The sequence below is a fragment of the Ruegeria sp. CDSA079 genome (assembly GCF_059612245.1).
Map to the genome: position 1 here is coordinate 170,754 of NZ_JBXWQF010000001.1, position 15,770 is coordinate 186,523.

General features: G+C 56.6%; 15 protein-coding genes. 3 read left to right on the forward strand and 12 right to left on the reverse strand.

From position 1 onward, the window contains the following. Nucleotides 1–11: 11 nt before the first annotated feature. From AC2FJZ_RS00810 to AC2FJZ_RS00820, 3 genes are all read left to right on the forward strand, one after another. Nucleotides 12–317 carry a chorismate mutase gene (locus tag AC2FJZ_RS00810; RefSeq protein ID WP_496667534.1) on the forward strand — a complete coding sequence of 102 codons (306 nt, stop codon included), beginning with the start codon at nt 12–14 and terminating at the stop codon, nt 315–317. A 53-nt stretch (nt 318–370) separates the two neighbouring features. Then, entirely contained in the window at nt 371–1,261 is an 891-nt protein-coding gene (gene folD, locus AC2FJZ_RS00815; RefSeq protein ID WP_496775744.1) for a bifunctional methylenetetrahydrofolate dehydrogenase/methenyltetrahydrofolate cyclohydrolase FolD, read from the forward strand. Between the two features lie 265 nt (nt 1,262–1,526). After that, complete coding sequence (locus tag AC2FJZ_RS00820) at nt 1,527–2,213, forward strand: LytTR family DNA-binding domain-containing protein (protein ID WP_496775746.1); 687 nt, start codon at nt 1,527–1,529, stop codon at nt 2,211–2,213. 2 nt (nt 2,214–2,215) lie between these two features. Here the strand turns inward: AC2FJZ_RS00820 and pdeM are convergent, their stop codons facing one another. The 12 genes from pdeM to AC2FJZ_RS00880 all read right to left on the reverse strand — a co-directional run bounded on the left by pdeM (nt 2,216) and on the right by AC2FJZ_RS00880 (nt 15,748). After that, nucleotides 2,216–2,878 carry a ligase-associated DNA damage response endonuclease PdeM gene (gene pdeM / locus AC2FJZ_RS00825; RefSeq protein ID WP_496775747.1) on the reverse strand — a complete coding sequence of 221 codons (663 nt, stop codon included), beginning with the start codon at nt 2,876–2,878 and terminating at the stop codon, nt 2,216–2,218. Nucleotides 2,879–2,918: 40 nt separating this feature from the next. Next, nucleotides 2,919–5,330 (reverse strand): ligase-associated DNA damage response DEXH box helicase, encoded by a 2,412-nt coding sequence (locus AC2FJZ_RS00830; protein WP_496775748.1) that lies wholly within the window; start codon nt 5,328–5,330, stop codon nt 2,919–2,921. Between the two features lie 40 nt (nt 5,331–5,370). Then, complete coding sequence (locus AC2FJZ_RS00835) at nt 5,371–6,678, reverse strand: DUF8689 domain-containing protein (protein WP_050603180.1); 1,308 nt, start codon at nt 6,676–6,678, stop codon at nt 5,371–5,373. A gap of 117 nt (nt 6,679–6,795) precedes the next feature. Further along, nucleotides 6,796–7,341 carry a prepilin peptidase gene (locus AC2FJZ_RS00840; protein ID WP_496667529.1) on the reverse strand — a complete coding sequence of 182 codons (546 nt, stop codon included), beginning with the start codon at nt 7,339–7,341 and terminating at the stop codon, nt 6,796–6,798. 3 nt (nt 7,342–7,344) lie between these two features. After that, a complete protein-coding gene (locus AC2FJZ_RS00845; RefSeq protein WP_496775749.1) occupies nt 7,345–8,196 on the reverse strand; it encodes a tetratricopeptide repeat protein in 852 nt (283 codons plus the stop codon). 26 nt (nt 8,197–8,222) lie between these two features. Next, nucleotides 8,223–8,807, reverse strand: coding sequence for a tetratricopeptide repeat protein (locus AC2FJZ_RS00850; RefSeq protein WP_496667527.1), 585 nt, complete (start codon nt 8,805–8,807; stop codon nt 8,223–8,225). A gap of 15 nt (nt 8,808–8,822) precedes the next feature. Continuing rightward, nucleotides 8,823–9,797, reverse strand: coding sequence for a type II secretion system F family protein (locus AC2FJZ_RS00855; RefSeq protein WP_050603183.1), 975 nt, complete (start codon nt 9,795–9,797; stop codon nt 8,823–8,825). Nucleotides 9,798–9,806: 9 nt separating this feature from the next. Continuing rightward, on the reverse strand, nt 9,807–10,775 hold the full coding sequence (locus AC2FJZ_RS00860; RefSeq protein ID WP_496667526.1) for a type II secretion system F family protein: 969 nt from the start codon (nt 10,773–10,775) through the stop codon (nt 9,807–9,809). Nucleotides 10,776–10,786: 11 nt separating this feature from the next. Further along, entirely contained in the window at nt 10,787–12,229 is a 1,443-nt protein-coding gene (locus AC2FJZ_RS00865) for a TadA family conjugal transfer-associated ATPase (RefSeq protein WP_496775750.1), read from the reverse strand. A gap of 24 nt (nt 12,230–12,253) precedes the next feature. After that, entirely contained in the window at nt 12,254–13,492 is a 1,239-nt protein-coding gene (locus AC2FJZ_RS00870; protein WP_050603357.1) for a CpaE/TadZ family protein, read from the reverse strand. Nucleotides 13,493–13,691: 199 nt separating this feature from the next. Then, nucleotides 13,692–14,324 (reverse strand): OmpA family protein, encoded by a 633-nt coding sequence (locus AC2FJZ_RS00875; RefSeq protein ID WP_050603186.1) that lies wholly within the window; start codon nt 14,322–14,324, stop codon nt 13,692–13,694. Nucleotides 14,325–14,341: 17 nt separating this feature from the next. Then, nucleotides 14,342–15,748, reverse strand: coding sequence for a type II and III secretion system protein family protein (locus AC2FJZ_RS00880; RefSeq protein WP_050603187.1), 1,407 nt, complete (start codon nt 15,746–15,748; stop codon nt 14,342–14,344). Between the last annotated feature and the right edge of the window lie 22 nt (nt 15,749–15,770).

The window sequence follows — 15,770 nt, forward strand, 5'->3', positions numbered from 1 at the left end:
AGGAGATGATAATGCCCACTCTGACACCGCCCCAGCACTGTAGCACGATGCAGGACCTGCGGGTTGAGATCGACAAGCTGGATCGCCAACTGATCGAGATGCTGGTGACACGCGCCAGCTATATCGACCGAGCGTCTCAGCTTAAGCCGGGTGAGGGCCTTCCGGCCCGAATACCGGCCCGCGTCGAAGAGGTGGTGCAACGTGTGCGCGCAAGCTCGGACGCGCTGGGGATGGACCCGGATCTGGCTGAAAAGCTGTGGCGTATTTTGATTGACTGGTCGATTGCGCGCGAAGAGCGCGTGATCGGCATCGACTGACTGATCGGGCGCTTTGTGCGCCCGATCTGTTTTTTGAAAGAAGGGATCGAAGAATGGTAGCTCAGGTTATCGACGGTAAAGCCTTTGCCGCGAAAGTACGCGGGCAAGTGGCCGATCAGGTCGCAAAGCTGAAAGAAGAAAACGGCATCACCCCCGGCCTGGCCGTGGTTTTGGTCGGCGAAGACCCGGCCAGCCAAGTCTATGTCCGCTCAAAGGGCAAGATGACTGTCGAAGTCGGTATGAACTCATACGAGCACAAGCTGGATGTGGAGACCTCGGAAGAGGATCTGCTGGCGTTGATCGACAAACTGAACAACGACCCTGCGGTTCATGGCATTCTGGTTCAGCTGCCGCTGCCCAAACACCTGAACGAAGATCTGGTGATCAACTCAATCGACCCGGCCAAGGATGTCGATGGCTTCCACATCTCGAACGTGGGCCTGCTGGGCACCGGCCAGAAATCGATGGTGCCCTGCACACCGCTGGGCTGTCTGATGATGCTGCGCGACCACCATGGCTCGCTGTCGGGCATGGACGCAGTTGTAATCGGCCGCTCGAACATCGTGGGCAAGCCGATGGCGCAGCTTTTGCTGGGTGACAGCTGCACGGTGACCATCGCGCACTCGCGCACCAAGGACTTGCCCGACGTCGTGCGCCGTGCTGACATCGTTGTAGCCGCTGTAGGCCGTCCTGAGATGGTGCCGGGTGACTGGATCAAGGAAGGTGCCACGGTGATCGACGTGGGTATCAACCGCATCGAGCGCGACGGCAAGAACAAGCTGGTAGGCGACGTGGATTACGCCAGCGCGGCTGAGCGCGCGGGTGCGATCACTCCGGTTCCAGGTGGCGTAGGTCCGATGACCATCGCATGCCTGCTGGCCAACACATTGACCGCCTGCTGCCGCTCGAACGGCCTGCCAGAGCTTGAAGGCTTGACGGCATAAACACCTCAGGTCGGGCCGTTCTAATCGGCCCGACACTGCACGCGGGGTCAATATGACTGGCCCGGCTGGCCAGAGACGTCGTGGCCACGAATCCGGATTGGGTTTTACAGCTTGAAAAATCGTGATATTCCTGTTTTCTCGTTTGTTTACAGGTCACAATGCCTTAGTGTCGTTCGCGCTTGGGTTAAGCACATTCAAAAGCAGTATGACGTCAAAACTAAGTACGATACGAAGTGCATGTACTCCGCAGCGAGTGACAGCGGGCGTGGTATTCCTTCCCTTGCTGGCATATGCGTTTCCGCCCTTTCTTGCGTTTGAACTGAGCTTTGGGTTGCGGCTTTTGTTTTGGACCGGGGTCATGGTTCTTGCACTTACGGTGACGGGGCTGGCCCGAAAACTCATGCAAAACAATCCTGCTTTGTTAAGAATTCCCCTTCGCGATCTGGCTTACGCTGGGTTGATCCTCGCGTTGTTTACGCCCTCGCTATGGCTGCTGGCCTGGATTCTGTTTACGTTTGGGGGGCAGATGGCTCCGGGTGCGCAAACGGTTGCCGTCTATGGGGCGCTGCTGGCCGCAGGCTTGGTTTTTGTACAACGCAATGACCTAACCACTGCGAAGGCAGCCGTGCCTAAGGCGGAACAGCCACGCCTTGTCAGACGCCTTCCAGCCGGCTTTGACGGTCAGATCTATCGCCTTACCGTGCGGGATCATAACGTGGATGTAGTGACCTCGGATGGGATATTCACACTCCGGTCGCGATTCACGGACGCCATTGCCGAGATGGAGCCGGTTCCGGGTCATTGTTCGCATCGCTCACATTGGGTGACAGACGCCGCGATCGTGGGTGTCGAGAAAACAGGCGGCAAGACCTTTCTTAAGCTGGTCAACGGCGATCTGGTTCCGGTCAGCCGCAAGTATAAACCGATGTTGGAACAGGACGGTTTGATCTGACGCTAGCGCGGCATTGGAATCATCTGCGGGTGCGGGCCGGTCAGAATAGCCATGGCGTTCTGGTCCATGAGGTCCGCCAGAACTTGATCAGAACTGCGCAACCCACCTGTGAAAGCGCCGTAGGCAGGCAGGATCAGCCTTTTTTGATCCAATAGAAAGGCGGGTCGTGAAATGTGCCGCCCTTTTACCCTGATCCGCGCTTTTGGATGATAATGGCCGGAAACCTCTCCTTGCGCTCGGCCCTCTGCGATATGGCGAAAGACCATTGGACCGCAGCGCCATTCGAATAGATGGGTGCCGCCCAGCTCAATCGGTCCGGGGTCGTGGTTACCTTCGATCCATATCCATTTGCGTCCGGCCTGCAAGGCCGCGATCCGAAGTTTTTCGGTTGTAGGCAACGCTTGCGCGGCTTCAAGGTCGTCAAAGCTGTCACCCAGACACAGTACAGTTTCGGCGTTGGTGCGCTCCAAGTCACTCGCCAACCGATCCAGCGTCTCTCGGATGTCGTAGGGGGGCAATGCAGGCCCACCGCGCCGCGCCATACGTTCGGATTTACCCAAGTGCAGGTCTGAGATACAAAGCAACTGGCGCTCGGGCCACCACAGAGCACCGGAAGGTAAAGCGCCGAGGCGCTGACCTGCAAAGGAAAACTCGCACACGTTCATGATCCGTTCTTGGCGTGTTTTTATGCCCGACGCAAGAGGATCAAAGCTGATCGAGCCCGGTTGTCTGCAACAGGCGCGCGCTTTCTTCGGCCAGCAGGCGTTCCTCTGCCGCGCCTTTGACCGGCACTTTTCCGACCTCAAGGAACAGTGGGGCGGACAGGGGTGAGATGCGATCCAGCCGTAGCAGATCAATACGGTCGCCGATCCGGTCCAGCATCGTTTCAATCCGACCAAAATCGACCAATCCGCGCATGGCTTCTTCGCGGGTGATCTGCATAAGCAAGTGATCCGGGTCGTATTTCAGCAGGGCATCGTACAGAATATCCGATGAAAACGTAGCCTGCCGCCCGCTTTTGCGTTGCCCGGCCGTGTTGCGTTCGATCAGACCCGCTATGGTGGCAGAGGCGCGAAATGTGCGTTTCATCACGGCGTTGCCAGCCAACCAAGTGTCCAGCCCGTCGCGCAGCGCGTCGCGTTGAAACAATGGCGTAGGATCGGTGACCGCATCCAGCCCCCAGATAAGCGTTGCGTAATCTGTCGCAACAAAGCCCATCGGGGCCAGGCCGGTATCCTCCATCCGTTTGGTCAGTAGCAGACCCAGTGTTTGCTGCGCGTTGCGACCGGCAAAACCGTATACGCATAGATGTTCCCGACCGTCGCTTGGAAAGCTCTCGATCAGCAGACGGTCGCGCTGAGGCAGGCGCGAGATCTGGCGCTGCAAGGCCAACCATTCCGCGGTATGCGGTGGCAATTGCGGCCAATCCTTTTGGGCAAACATGCGCAGAATACGGTCGCTGAGCTGGGTGGAGGTCGCAAATTTCGTGCCCGAGAAGGTCGCGATCTTGGGCTTGCGATCGGCGCGACGGCTGACCTCAACCACCATTTCACGCAGGCCTTCATACCGCACGATTTGCCCGCCGATCAAAAAAGTGTCGCCGGGCGTCAGCGAGGCTGCAAAAGCTTCTTCGACCTCTCCCAACGGCTTGCCACCCCGGCTGCGCCTCAGGCGTACCTTGAGGGTGTCCGTGTCCTGAATCGTTCCTAAATTCATACGAATGCGCGACGCTGCACGTGGATCGCGCAACTGCCACTTGCCATCCGCGCGTCTTTGCAGCCGTTGCCAGCGGTCATATGCCCTCAGGGCGTAACCGCCGGTGGCACAGAAATCGACGCATGCGTCAAACTCGGGCCGGGTCAGATGCGCATAAGGCCCCGCAGCAGTCATTTCGACGTACAGATCGTCGGCGTCAAACGGTCCGGCGCAGGCCGCAATCAGGATGTGCTGACACAAGACGTCTCGGGGGCCGGGGCCGCGGGGTTCTCCGTCAAGTTCATGGGCCTTTGCGGCCTCAAGTGCGGCGACGCATTCAACCACTTCAAATCGGTTGGCAGGCACCAGCAGCGCCTTGGAAGGAGCGTTATAGCGGTGGTTGGCCCGCCCGATCCGTTGCACCAGACGTTTGACATTCTTGGGTGCTCCGATCTGGATTACCAGATCCACATCGCCCCAGTCGATGCCCAGATCCAAAGAACCGGTGCAGACGATGGCGCGCAAATCCCCCCGGACCATCGCTGCCTCGACCCGTTCGCGTTGCTGGCGGTCGAGACTGCCGTGATGGATGCCAATGGGCAGGCCGTCTTCATTGGCCAGCCACAGGTTGTGAAAAAAAATCTCAGCTTGTGCGCGCGTATTGTGAAAAATCAGCGTGGTTTTGTGTTGCCGGACGTGCTCCAGCACCGCCGGGATTGCATAAGCCGCGCCACCGCCGGACCAGGGCGGCATCTCGACCGTTTCCAACATGCGGATATCCGGGTCCGGGCCGGGATCTGCCTGCACGATCTGGCAGGGACCCGGGTGGCGGGTCAGAAAACGGGCAATTGCATCGGGGTCTTCTACAGTGGCTGACAAGCCAACGCGACGTAGATCGGGGTTGAGGCGTTGCAGTCGCGCCAAAGCCAGCATCAACTGATCGCCGCGTTTGCTTTCGGCCAGAGCATGGATTTCATCCACAATGATCCGCTGCACGCCATCGAACATGCGTGAAGCATCTTCGTACGAGGTCAGCAGTGCGAGGCTTTCAGGTGTGGTCAGCAGGATATGGGGCGGGTCGACCCTTTGACGTTTCTTTTGCGTGGCCGAAGTGTCACCGGTGCGATCCTCGATCCGGATTGGCAGGCCGATCTCGTCCACCGGAGAGCGCAGGTTACGTTTGATATCGGCCGCCAGCGCCTTGAGCGGTGAAACATAGATCGTGTGCAATCCGCTATGGGCACCGTCAGCCAGCTGCACCAGAGAGGGCAGAAACCCGGCCATAGTCTTGCCGCCGCCGGTCGGGGCGATCAGCAAGGTCGCTTGGTCATGCGCCCGGTCGAACATCTCTTGTTGATGCGGGTGAATGGACCAGCCTTTGGTGGAAAACCACGCGCCAATCGAAGCGGGAATCTGCGTCATGAACACAGATTACTCGCCCATAGGAGGGATTGGCAGGGCGTTATTTGACGATTTTCTCGTCTTTTACGAACATGTTGGCCCAGGCGCGCTCGATCAGGTCGGGGCTCATCTGATAGGGGATGCCTTCGAACTCGCAGATCGAGATCATCTGATCGATCAGGAAGATCGGTTGATAGTTGGCGTAGATGTTGTTGATGGTCGGGTATTTGACCTTCAGCAGGTGCACCAGTGCCGCCTCATCCAGCGGCATTCCGCGTTTGCGGGCCACCATGGCAAAGATCTTCAGGAAGTTTTCCTGGTTTGGGCCGTCGATCTTGATCTTGAAGAAGATCCGGCGCAGGGCGGCTTGGTCGAAGATCTCGTTCGGGTGGAAGTTGGTCGAGAAGATAACAAGCGTGTCGAAGGGCACCTCGAACTTTTCGCCCGATTGCAGGCCGAGGATATCCTTGTTCTCTTCCAGCGGAACGATCCAACGGTTGACCAGAGCCTGCGGCGGTTCGGCCTGACGGCCAAGGTCGTCCACGATGAAGATGCCGCCGGTCGACTTCAACTGCAACGGGGCCTGATAAGTTCGGGCGGTCGGGTTGTAGACCAGATCCAGCATGCTCAGCGACAGTTCACCACCGGTCACAACCGTGGGTCGTTCACATTGCACATAACGCGAATCGAAACGTTTGCGGCGGCGCAGGCTATTGGGATCATCGGGCTCCTGTTCGATCGCGGTGTGTACGATCGGGTCATAGACCGTGATCACCTGACCCGCATATTCAATGGCGTAAGGCACATAGACATTGTCCCCCAGCGCGTCGCGGATACCGTTCGAGATCGAGGATTTACCGTTGCCCGGAGGGCCATACATCAGAATCGACCGGCCGGCGCTGACCGCAGGGCCCAGGTGGTCCAGCAGGCTGTCGGGCAGAACCAGATGACCCATTGCACCAACCAGTTGTTCCCGTGTGACCTGAATGTTCCGTATCGACTGGCGTTTGACTTGCTCGCGGTAAACATCGAGCGGCACGGGCATCGCGCCGAAATATTCTGACTGGCTCAATGCGTCCAACGCGCGGGCTTTGCCTGCATCGGTCAACTGATAGCCCATTTCGTTACCGCTGTTGGCATTCAGTGTCCCGGTCGCCTCAAGCAGCTTCTGGTCGCGTGCGATGTCGACCAGCTCTTGCGTGACCGAACCGGGCAGACAGATTGCCTCTGCGATTTCGGAAACGGTGCTGGCGTTTTTGCGGAAGACGGTCTTCAGCAGAATGTCCCGCATCATTACCAGCGGAAGTCTCATTTCACCCAATCCCTTGGGGGTAGGGGGGGCCATAACAGAGGAAGTCTGCATATTCATGCGCGTTGCTCGTTCATCAAAATGTCACGCCAAATGCCCGAAAGTGGGCGGTTTGGAGGAAAAATGACCCAGCTTTGTGGCGGGACAAAGGCAATGGCAAGGCGTGCTGATGATAGTTTACGATCCGAGAACAGTACCCAAAATCAAATACATGGCCAGTGTCCCAGCCAGAGCCAGCCCCATTGGAAACTGCTTGCCGCGATCCCAGCTTTCCCAATGTGGTGCGATGGCCCGGAGAGGGGTGTGTTTGGCCAGTCGGTGTGTGATAACAGCGGCCAGAATACAGGCGGTCAAGATCATTACCATCACCTTGAGATCACCCAGCCAGACAAAGGCTGATGCTGCGGCCATGAACTTTGCGTCGCCGGCACCCATGGCACCTGACGCGTTCAGGATGATGCCCAAAAGCAAGACAACAACGATATGAAGCAGCTGCCAGACATAAATAGGCAACGACACGGAATACGGACCAAGATGACCGCCCAGCCAGCCCGTGGACCAGGGCGGGATCGCAATCAGGCCGACCACAACAAAGACCAATGCCAATGCATAGACGGCATGGTTCTTGATCCGCATTTCACGCATATCGGTGAAAGCAACGTAGAAGCAAATCGGCAGCACGAACGGCAGAAACCAAGCCGCAGCGGCTGCGGGGATGTGCATGTATCAGGCCCCTTCAAGCGCGCGAAGCGAACGCACCGCCTCGTCGAAGTGCTGCGGGTGGGTGGAAATGGCTTCGCGGAACAGGTTCTTGGCGGTTGTGACATCGCCCTGCTTGACCGCTGAAATCGCCATCGTATTCAGCAAGCGGGCACGCTCGACCTGTGTCATTGGAACGACGGGCAGGTTATAGTTGCCCTGCGCTGAACGGGCCAGAACCAGATTGTTCTTGGCGGTGAACAGAGAATTGTCCTGACGAATAGCGTCGGAGAACAGGCGCTCGGCCTCGGCATATTGGCCCCGGGTCAGTTTCGAATAACCCCAATTGTTCATCACGCTGCCCGGACGGGTGGTCAAACCGATGGCTGTTTCATAGAAATGATCGGCCCGCTTCCAATCTTTGCGGGAGTCCGCGACCACGGCTTCAAGGCGATAGCGTTTGAAGGTCTCGAATGTCGGAGGAACTGAATCCAGAACGGTCTTTGCCTGCGTCCAATCACCACTGCGCACCAGCGCATCCGCATACTCGACCTTGTCCGCGGCGTTCGTGCCCTTCATCGTTGTCACGCGCTTCCAGGCGGCTGCGGCCTCGGTCGTCCGTTTGGCTCGGCCCAGCGAAATGGCCAGCCCTCGCTGAAGATCGATCCGGTCCGGATTCTTGAGCGCGGCCCCATGAAAATAGGTCACGGCCTCATTCGGGTCGGCGGCGCTTAGCAGAACTTCGTTCAGATTGGTTTCGTCAATGACGTTCACCTCTTGAAAGGTGCGTTCAACCTTTTCCTCTTCGGTTTCCTTTGCACAGGCCGAAAGGACCAGACCGCTGACAATGACAGCCGGAATCAAGAATTGCTGGCGCATTTTTTGCGTCCTTTACTGCTCTTTCCTCAATTCTGGATCTTGCGGAGCGTAAATTGCCCGTCGCCCTGCTGTTCCAGTGTGTATTCTTGTTCTTGAGGAGCAGTATTAACAGGATTTTCCATTTTTGCGAGAGCTAAGCGCAGATTGTCCCGGATTGCGTCACTTTCGCCATTGTCCAGTGCAAATGCCCTTTGAAAAACCTGCGCGGCCTCGGGGTATTCCTGTTTTTCCATCAACAGGACGCCGAGATTGTTCCAGGCGACGGGCCAATCCGGCTCATCTTCGACCGCGCGTCGCAGGAGTTTTTCAGCCTGGCCTAAGCGCCGCAAGCCAAGATTGGCTGTTCCCAAAGAGGTCAGGACCTGCGTTGTCATACCCTGATCCAGTGCCGCGCGGGAAAAGGATTCCAATGCCAGTTCGTATTCCCCGGCGGCCATCAACCTGTTTCCGACCGTTATGCTGTCTTCAGCTTGCCCCTTATTATCGACGCCTGGCGCATCCAGTGCATCGGGGGACACCCCTTCCGTGCAGGAAGCCACCACGGCGCAAACCATGGTGGCTTTGAGGATACGGCGAAACCCCACAGGGAAGCACCTGAATTCAGCTTTCATAGGGTTCTATCCGCCCTAGCGACCAAAACTCGAAATGACGTTTGCCGACGGACCGACCAGAATGATCAGCAGTGGCGGCACTGTCAGCATCATTGTGACAAGAGTCATCTTGGTCGGCAACTTGTTCGCAGCCTCTTCGGCGCGCATGACCCGTTTATCGCGCATCTCGCCGGCATAAACCCGCAGAGCTTCGGCAATCGATGTACCGAATGTGGCCGATTGGATCATCACGGTTACAAAAGAGGTCACATCCTGCACCCCGCACCGCGTGCCAAAGTCCCGCAGAACATTATCTTTGTCCTTACCAGCCTTCATTTCGTGGGCGACGATTTCGAACTCCTGGGCAATTTCCGGGTAAGAGGAACTCATTTCGCTGGCGACACGCACGATGGCCTGATCCAGAGATTGTCCGGCTTCGACGCAGACCAACATCAGGTCAAGCGTGTCCGGAAAGCCTGCGGTGATCGCTTCCTGCCGCTCGGCCACGCGGCGTGTGATCCAGTACTTGGGGGCAAAATAGCCAATTGCGGCGGGAACAAACACCCGGATCATCATCTGTTGACCGGTGAACTCCTGATCACCGGCCAGAACTGTGATCAAGAGAATGCCAACCATGATGCCAGCAATCCCCAGCGCAAACTGCGCAAAATGAAAGAAACGCACCGAGTCCTTTGATCGGTACCCGGCCTGACGCAGCTTCAGCTCGACCGCCGAATACTCCTCCTCGTTCTTGGGCTCAAGGAAGTTCGCGAATTTCTCAAGTTGTTCGTTGCGGCCGGAATTGCGCAGACGCTCTTTCTTGTCCTTGGGCTGCCTTTTAGGGGCGGCGTTCGACCTCTGCAGCTTCTTCAGCGGGTCTTCAGGCTGATTCACCATCAGCAACACGGCCACGATAATCAGAAGCAAGCCGAGGACGCCTACAGCTATGAGGGGTCCGAATTCACCCAGGTTCTGGGTCAAAAGGTCATTGATGCGCGTCAGAAATTCCATTGGCTTTCCTCAGACCTTGATGTTGGTGATGATCTTCATGACGATCAGGTTCAGCGTCAGAAGTATGCCGACGACGAAACACGCGGGGATAAACCAAGGGTGGTCCATAACGTCGTCGTAGTATCCAGGGTCTTTGACCAAGATGAAAATCAAACAGGCGACAGGAAAGCCGGACAGGAACTTGCCTGACCACTGCGCTTCGGCAGTGATGGCTTTCACGCGGCGGAACAGGCGGAAGCGCGCGCGGATCACCTGTGCCAAACCTGCCAGAATCTCAGCTAGGTTACCGCCTGATTGTTGTTGAATGCCCACAGCCACGGCCAAGAAACGCAAATCCTGATTGTCCAGGCGTTCAGCCATGTCTTTCAGCGCCTCGCCGACCTCGCGGCCATAGGCACATTCGTCGGCGATAACGCCGAACTCAGTGCCCAAAGGGTCTTGGACTTCGTTTGCAACCACTTGAATTGTCGAAACAAACGGGTTTCCGACGCGCAGAGAGCGTACCATCAGTTCAACCGCATCCGGCAGCTGTTCTTCAATCATGCCCATACGTTTCTTGGCTTTGTGGTTGACCCAGGCATAGACGCCACCGATGCCGATGGCGATGGAAATCGCGATGCGCAGAGTCGTGTCCGTCGCGGTGCCGATGCTTAGGCCGACAAAGGCCATCCCAGACACCAGGGCCATAATCATGATCAGTTGGCGTGGAGAGAACGCAATTGCCGCCTTTTGCGCCTTGTCAGCAAGCAACGAATACAGAGGGATGCTCTGCGATTTCATATGCTGCTGCATTTCCTTGCGCAGCTGCTCCAGCACCTGTTCGCGCCCGGCACCCTTTTCCAGCATGTCCAGACGTCGGTTAACCCGGCTGTTCAGGCTGATGGATTTGCCGAAGGCGACAAGATAGATGCCTTCGACCAGGGCAAGGACCCCCACAAAGATGGCGACATAGATGATCACCTCCATAGGCAATTGCATACCCGGTTCTCCTACATTGCGGTTGGGTCGTAGATCGACGCTGGCAGGTCAAAGCCCCACAGACGGAAGCGTTCCGAATAGTGGCTGCGCACGCCGGTTGCTGTGAAATGTCCGATAATCTTGTTGTCCGGTGTCAGGCCAACACGTTGAAAACGAAAGATTTCCTGCATTGATATGACGTCGCCTTCCATGCCGGTGATCTCGGTGATTGAGGTCATGCGGCGCGAACCGTCCTGCAAGCGGCTGGCCTGCACGATCAGGTTCACAGCGGACGAGATTTGACTGCGCACTGCTTTGATCGGCATTTCGATCCCGGCCATCGCGATCATGTTCTCGAGACGCGAAATCCCGTCACGCGCCGAGTTGGCGTGGATCGTGGTCATCGAACCGTCGTGGCCCGTGTTCATGGCCTGCAACATGTCGATCACCTCGGCGCCACGAGTCTCGCCCACGATAATGCGGTCGGGGCGCATACGCAGGGCGTTTTTCAAGCAGTCGCGAGGGCTGACTTCACCTTTGCCTTCGACGTTGGGCGGGCGGCTTTCCATCCGGCCCACGTGGGTCTGTTGCAGCTGAAGTTCCGCCGTGTCCTCGATGGTCAGGATACGTTCGGCATCGTCGATAAAGCTGGACAGGGCGTTAAGCGTGGTGGTTTTACCAGAACCGGTACCGCCAGATACGATCACGTTCAGACGGGTCGAGACCGCCGCTTGCAAATACGCGGCCATTTCTTCGGTGAATGCACCGAAATTGACCAGGTCGTCGATGCCCAGCTTGTCTTTTTTGAACTTACGAATCGAAACCAGAGAGCCGTCAACCGCAACCGGGGGCACCATGGCGTTGAAACGCGACCCATCAGCCAGACGGGCGTCAACATAAGGGTTTGATTCATCAACACGACGGCCCACGGCAGACACGATCTTGTCGATGATCCGCATCAGGTGCTTTTCATCCTTGAAGGTAATGTCGCTGAGTTCCAGCTTACCTTCACGTTCCACAAAGATCTGTTGCGGGCCGTTCACAAGAATATCGTTGACCGTATCGTCCTGGAGCAGAGCTTCAAGCGGGCCGAGGCCGGTCACTTCGTCATACAGCTCTTTGTTCAGCTGCGACCGGTCTTCTCGGTTAAGGACAATGTTTCTTGTTTCCAGAACCTCGCTTGCGATTGCGCTAATTTCTGCACGCAATTCAGCTTCGCCAGCGTTTTCCAAAGCGGCAAGGTTCAGGTTTTCCAACAATTCCCGGTGGAGTTCGATTTTGATCTCGCCCAGCCGCTCTTTACGCTTGCGATCACGGTCAGATCCGGCGAACTCGCCAACTTTCTTCTTATGGGGTTTGCGTGCAACTGCCGTTGTTGTGGGCGCAGCCTCTGCGACGGGCGATGCCGGTTCAGTGGCTTTTGCCGGAGCTTTAACCGGCTGTGCAGCGGGCTGTTTTTTATATCTTGAAAACACGGCAGGTACCCCTTTGCGAAGATGTTAAGCTGCTTCTTCGGCGCTGCTGCTACCAAGGCTGTGAAGCGATTTCGCTAACTTGGCGATTTCCCGGCGCAACGGGTTCTTGGCGGCAGAATTTGCCAATGGCAGACCGTGGTCGCCACTTTGCATGACTGGCTTGCCCCCGTCGGGCAATTGCAGGTCGATTGAGATCCCCAAGCTTTCGCCCATTCGCTTTACGCGGCTTTTCCCATTCAAGTCGGTGAACTTTGGCGCCCGGTTCAGCGCGAAACGCAATTTGTTGAAGGGCAGTTCCTCGGCCTGCAGAGCGCGCTTAAGGCGCAGAGCGTTCTGTGCAGATCGCATATCCAACTCAATCATGGCAAAATACACGTGCGCCGCCTGCAAGACCGTCTCGGACCACAGGACCAGCGTTTTGGGCATGTCGACAATGACATAATCGAAATGCGTGCGCGCCATGTCGATGACGCGCTGGATATCTTCAGGTGTGATAAGATCCAGCGGCACCATGTCGGAAGGCGATGTCAGGACTTGAAGCTTTTCTTCATATGTTTGAAGGGCTTGCGAGAACACCTCGCTGTCCATCGAATCGGTGTCCGACAACATTTCAAACACTGTTTCGCGACGTGGCAGATCCAGATACGTGGAAACAGTACCGTACTGCAGATCGAGGTCGATCAAACAGACAGTGGGGGCATCCTTGTCGGACACACAGGAAAGTTCCCAGGCCAGATTGACGGCCATGGTGGTAGAACCGACGCCGCCGGCCAGTCCCTGAACGACAAACAACGCGCCTTCTTTCGAATCCCCTTTTGCAAGGGGGACCGCAGCGGCCTGGGCCATGGCAACCGGATCGGGTTGCTTCATACGCTCGATGGCTTCCTGCAACTCGCCTTCAGGCAAGGGGTAGGGGACAAACTCGTCAGCGCCCTTGCGCAGCAATTGATGCAGCGAGGCGGGAGTGACGTCTTCAGCAATTAGAACAACTTTGATTTTCTTCTCTTTGGCCTGAGTGATGATCTCACCCATCAAAGAGAGGTTGTCTTCATCTTCGCCATCGATCGCCAACGCGACAAACTCAAGTGTTTCGGCTTCGGGTTGGCTGAAAAAGGCCAATGCTTCTGCAAATCCCAGGTCACCCCATCGTTCGCCTAAAATGGCTTCCATATCTTCGATCAAAAGATCGAAATTCTGGACATCCCGGCTGATGGTGCAGGCCAAAATTGCAGTATTGTCATCTTGCGGCGTCGCGCTGGTCATAAACATTATCCTCGTCGTGAGGGCTCAGCATGTCATATGAACGAAATCCGCCAGTTTGATGTGCTGTCGCCCCGATACGGTCAAATTTGGCCGCAGGTCACCCTATTGTTCACAAAATCGCTTTGAAGTTGGGCGAGAATTGGGCGCAAAAGAACCAATTGTAGGGAAATGGGCGACGATGTCGCCCATTTCGTGCGTATTATTGACCCGCGTCAGCGCCCTCTGTCGCTGTAACCTGTTCAATCGTACTTTTCCAAGTCGCGCTTTCGACATATTCGCGGTAAATTACTTCGGCGTATTTACCGTCCAGCAATTGCGGGTTGCGGTCAACGAAACCTGAAACCTCAGTTACCGTTCTGCGATTGCGGCGGTCCCGGTTCGGTGTTGCGATCAACGGTTGTGTTTTGCCAAAGGACACGACTGCTTCAAGGCGTGAACGTGAGATACCCTGCCGTTCAAGGAAAGCCACGACTGCCTGCGCGCGGCGCATACCCAGGCTTTTGTTGTAGCTGGTCGATCCCACCGCATCCGTATGCCCGTAAACACGGAATCGCGCTTCGGGGAACTGTTTGATCCAGTCGGCTTGTTGCAACAGAACACGTTGGGCCGATGCGTCCAGTTGCGAACTATTGAACGCAAAGTTGACCTGACTTGGCACATCTGCGGCAAAGCGGCGGCCGAGAATCTGAGCATATGTCAGTTCGCCGTTCTGTACCTGGATGTTGTTCAATGTTGCGTTGCCGAATGTTCCAGCATCGATCTCGTATCCGGCCTCGCGCGTACATGCGGCGACAGCGACCGTAAGACCCAGTGTGATGATCCACTTTTGCATTGGTCCGATCCTCCTGATCAATCTAGGACATAGCCGTAGGAACTGCCGAAGTCTTGCCGTGCAACTTCTGATGCCCCTCCGGCGCCAGCACGCTGCGTCCGCGCTACCCTGCCATTGACGAACAGGTCAAATTCGCTGGGCGGTTTGACTCGGTCGGTCGGAAGGGCAAGTGCCTCTCCACGTGTCGGCGTAACTAGGTGCGCAGTGATGATAATCACAAGTTCGCTCTGTTGCCGCTGATAGTTGGAACTGCGGAACAAAGCACCCAGAACCGGTACATCGCCTAGCCACGGCACCTGATTGCTCAGATCTGCAAAATCATCCTGAATGAGCCCTGCAATGGCAAAGCTTTCACCATCGCGCAACTCGATCGTGGTCGTGGTTCGACGGGTGATGAAGCTGGGAACGGAATCCCCGTTGATTGTAAAATCTGAGCTTTGATCAATACTTGAAACTGCTGTTCCCATTTCAAGGTTGATCAGGTCGCCATCTACAACGCGAGGGATGAAATCTATCTCGACACCGAACGCCTTGTACTCGATGGCTACGACACCGTCATCCTGCGGCACGGGAATCGGAACCTCGCCACCCGCCAAAAACGTTGCTTCCTGCCCAGATAGGGCCGACAGATTGGGTTCAGCCAAGCTGCGGGCCAGACCTTTGCTTTCAAGCGCTTCTAGCAACAAGCGAACCTGCGTCGAACCAGCGCCAAACCCGAACAGAATCGCTCCAGTGTTTGTTTGCACGGCCGGGATGTTGTTTGCGAGAGCGTTGTTAAGTGAAAACTGGTTGTTGAGCGAGTTGAAACCACCAGTTACGTCTCCACCGCTGAAACCAAGCGATGCTGTCAGGCTTTTGGCGACGGAGCGGTTCATTTCCGCAAAGCGTACTTTCAGCATGACCTGCTGAACGCCACCGACCGACATCAGATTCGAAACGCGCTCAGGAGCATAGCGTTCAGCCAATTCCAGCGCGCGTGCCAGCTTGGCCGCGCTTGAAATCGTTCCAGACAACACGATGCCATCATTGGCGGTACGAACTTCGATTGGTTCATCGGGAAGAATCTGACGCAGACGTTCCTTGAATTCTGAAACATCGGGCGAGACTCGCACCCGGACGTTGGCCAACAGGTTGCCGGCCCCGTCAAACAGGGTCAGTGTCGTCAGGCCCGGGGCCTTACCCAGAACGTAAATGGTCCGGTCCGAAAGGGATGAGATATCTGCAATGCCCGCGTTGGCAATGCTGAGCTCTGCAAAGGGTTGCTCGCTTTCAACGACGATCGCGCGATTCATAGGGACATCAAGTGTTTCCACCGTGCCCTTCTTCACCACACGCAAAGTTTCAGCCCAGGCGGAATCTCCGACAGGACTTGCTACAAGCGTCAACCCCAGCAGGGTTGCGCTGATCCAGGAACGTAATGTCATGTGACCTGCCTCTCCGATCACG

What these genes read in the sequence shown, in the direction of transcription:
- AC2FJZ_RS00835 (WP_050603180.1), bottom strand. Translation starts at nt 6,678, where the DNA reads ATGAATATGCAGACTTCCTCTGTTATGGCCCCCCCTACCCCCAAGGGA.
- pdeM (WP_496775747.1), bottom strand. Translation starts at nt 2,878, where the DNA reads ATGAACGTGTGCGAGTTTTCCTTTGCAGGTCAGCGCCTCGGCGCTTTA.
- AC2FJZ_RS00880 (WP_050603187.1), bottom strand. Translation starts at nt 15,748, where the DNA reads ATGACATTACGTTCCTGGATCAGCGCAACCCTGCTGGGGTTGACGCTT.
- AC2FJZ_RS00875 (WP_050603186.1), bottom strand. Translation starts at nt 14,324, where the DNA reads ATGCAAAAGTGGATCATCACACTGGGTCTTACGGTCGCTGTCGCCGCA.
- AC2FJZ_RS00845 (WP_496775749.1), bottom strand. Translation starts at nt 8,196, where the DNA reads ATGCGCCAGCAATTCTTGATTCCGGCTGTCATTGTCAGCGGTCTGGTC.
- AC2FJZ_RS00870 (WP_050603357.1), bottom strand. Translation starts at nt 13,492, where the DNA reads ATGACCAGCGCGACGCCGCAAGATGACAATACTGCAATTTTGGCCTGC.
- AC2FJZ_RS00840 (WP_496667529.1), bottom strand. Translation starts at nt 7,341, where the DNA reads ATGCACATCCCCGCAGCCGCTGCGGCTTGGTTTCTGCCGTTCGTGCTG.
- AC2FJZ_RS00810 (WP_496667534.1), top strand. Translation starts at nt 12, where the DNA reads ATGCCCACTCTGACACCGCCCCAGCACTGTAGCACGATGCAGGACCTG.
- AC2FJZ_RS00850 (WP_496667527.1), bottom strand. Translation starts at nt 8,807, where the DNA reads ATGAAAGCTGAATTCAGGTGCTTCCCTGTGGGGTTTCGCCGTATCCTC.
- folD (WP_496775744.1), top strand. Translation starts at nt 371, where the DNA reads ATGGTAGCTCAGGTTATCGACGGTAAAGCCTTTGCCGCGAAAGTACGC.
- AC2FJZ_RS00860 (WP_496667526.1), bottom strand. Translation starts at nt 10,775, where the DNA reads ATGCAATTGCCTATGGAGGTGATCATCTATGTCGCCATCTTTGTGGGG.
- AC2FJZ_RS00855 (WP_050603183.1), bottom strand. Translation starts at nt 9,797, where the DNA reads ATGGAATTTCTGACGCGCATCAATGACCTTTTGACCCAGAACCTGGGT.
- AC2FJZ_RS00830 (WP_496775748.1), bottom strand. Translation starts at nt 5,330, where the DNA reads ATGACGCAGATTCCCGCTTCGATTGGCGCGTGGTTTTCCACCAAAGGC.